Annotated in this window: 1 pseudogene; it reads right to left on the minus strand. The window is 62.4% G+C overall.

Going from position 1 to position 556, the window contains the following annotated elements:
* A pseudogene (locus Q1A87_RS23720) lies at positions 1–556 on the minus strand (transposase); the annotation flags it as partial.

Here is a 556-nt window from a genome sequence, read left to right on the forward strand (position 1 = left end):
TGGCCAAGCCGGTCTTGCGGCTGAGGCAGCCCTTGGTGCGTTTCGTTCGGTGGCGGACGGTGGCGAATGTGCTCTCGATCGGATTTGACGTCCGGATGTGTTTCCAGTGCTCGACCGGGTAGTCGTAGAAGGTCAGTAGCGTGTCCCTGTCCTTGGCCAGCTTGGCCACCGCCTTGTCCCATTTCACCCCGTAGGTTTCGACGAAGAAATCGAAGGCGACGTTGGCTTCGGCCTTTGTCTCGGCCTGCCAGCCTCTCGGGACATTGCTGCGCAATGCCCTGCCGGCCAGCGGATGTCGTGCAGATGCGCCTTGGCCTTGGCCTGCAGCGATTTCGGCATCGCATTCAGCACGTTCATCGTCTTGTGGAGCCAGCACCGCTGCTCTTGCGTCGTGGCGAACACCTCGCGCAGGGCCGTCCAAAACCCCAAGGCACCATCACCGATGGCCAGTTTCGGGTCCTGCGTCAGGCCCCGGTGCTTGAGATCGAGCAGCACCTCGCGTCCCGTGGACCGGCAGGCTCTTTTCCATGGGAAAAGATGCCGAGAGGGGGCTCTG

This window comes from uncultured Jannaschia sp., from assembly GCF_947494055.1.
Classification (GTDB): Bacteria; Pseudomonadota; Alphaproteobacteria; order Rhodobacterales; family Rhodobacteraceae; genus Jannaschia.